This window comes from Streptomyces sp. NPDC019396 (assembly GCF_040632375.1).
Classification (GTDB): Bacteria; Actinomycetota; Actinomycetes; order Streptomycetales; family Streptomycetaceae; genus Streptomyces.
Genome location: NZ_JBEYBS010000098.1, coordinates 1 through 1,470, shown reverse-complemented (window position 1 = coordinate 1,470; position 1,470 = coordinate 1). Strand labels below are relative to the sequence as shown.

At 68.8% G+C, this 1,470-nt stretch carries 1 pseudogene; it reads left to right on the top strand.

Going from position 1 to position 1,470, the window contains the following annotated elements:
• Positions 1 to 139 precede the first annotated feature (139 nt).
• Positions 140 to 1,353 (top strand): annotated as a pseudogene (locus ABZ532_RS31630) (IS30 family transposase).
• Positions 1,354 to 1,470: the final 117 nt, after the last annotated feature.

Sequence of the window (1,470 nt, the reverse complement as noted above, 5' to 3'; positions counted from 1 at the left end):
CCCCAACCGCCGTGCGATCTCCTTGATGGGCACACCCTCAGCTCGGTGCAGCCGGCGCATCTCTGCCCAGTCCTCCACTTCAGCACCCTCCAAGGGCGGATTCTAGGGATCGTCGCAACACCCCAGCTCAGGGGATGCGATGGACTTCAAGGTCCGTGAGAGCCGCAAGGAACAGGGCCGGCGGAAGCTGCACCGGGAACGGGAGGAATACTTCCGGCTCATGCAGCTGGGATTCGGCAACGCGGAGGCGAGCCGACGCGTCGGTGTGAACCCTAGGACCGGCCGGGAGTGGCGCAATGGCCGGCCCGAGGGGCGCAAGAAGCGGCCGAGGCCGCTCGCACAAGCTGTGCGGGCGGCCTCGTCGTCGTCCCGGTATCTGTCAGAGGCCGAGCGGATCCACATCGCCGACCGGCTGCGGGAAAAGGCCACGGTCCGCACGATCGCGGCCGAGCTGGACCGCGCCCCTCCACCATCAGCCGGGAGATCCGCCGCAACCGGCATCCCGTGAACAAGCAGTACCGGCCCTTCGCCGCCCAGGCCCGGGCCGATGACCGCCGACCCCGCCCCAAGCCGCGCAAGATCAGCCGGAATCCGGAGCTGCGGGCCGCGGTCCAGGCCGGGCTGGACGAGCTGTGGTGCCCGGAACAGATCTGCCAGGCTCTGCGGGCACAGTTCCCCGACCGGCCGGAGATGCACGTGGTCCACGAAACCGTCTACCAGGCTCTCTACGTGCAAGGACGCGGCGAACTACGCCGAGAACTCGCCGGAGCACTGCGGACCGGCCGGGCCCGCCGCAAGCCCCACCGCCAGGCCAACTGCCGCCAGCCCCGCTTCGCAGACCCCATGGACATGATCAGCGAACGGCCCGCCGAGGCCGAAGACCGGGCCGTGCCCGGCCACTGGGAAGGCGACCTGATCATCGGCAAGGACAACGGCTCAGCCATCGGAACCCTGGTCGAACGCGCCACCCGCTACGTGATGCTCCTGCACCTGCCCGACGGCCGCACCGCCGAGCACGTCCGCGACGCCCTGGTGGAAACCGTCCAGACCCTGCCCGCCCACCTCGTCCGCTCGCTGACCTGGGACCAGGGCGCAGAGATGGCCGCCCACAAGGCGTTCAGCATCGCCACCGACGTCCCCGTCTACTTCTGCGACCCCGCCAGCCCCTGGCAGCGAGGATCGAACGAGAACACAAACGGCCTGCTCCGCCAGTACTTCCCCAAAGGCACCGACCTCTCGGTCCACACCCGCGAACACCTCGACGCCGTCGCAGCCCAGCTCAACGGCCGCCCACGCAAAACGCTCGGCTGGGAAACCCCAGCCGAGCGCCTGCATAAACTACTCGCCGCCTAACACAATCGATCACGTGTTGCGACGATCCCTAGTAGTGCTTGGTCAGGTCGGGGCTGGGGTGGGTATGCCGCGTTGACAGGTGGGGCAGACGCCGGTCCATGTCGCGAGGAGGGTCTG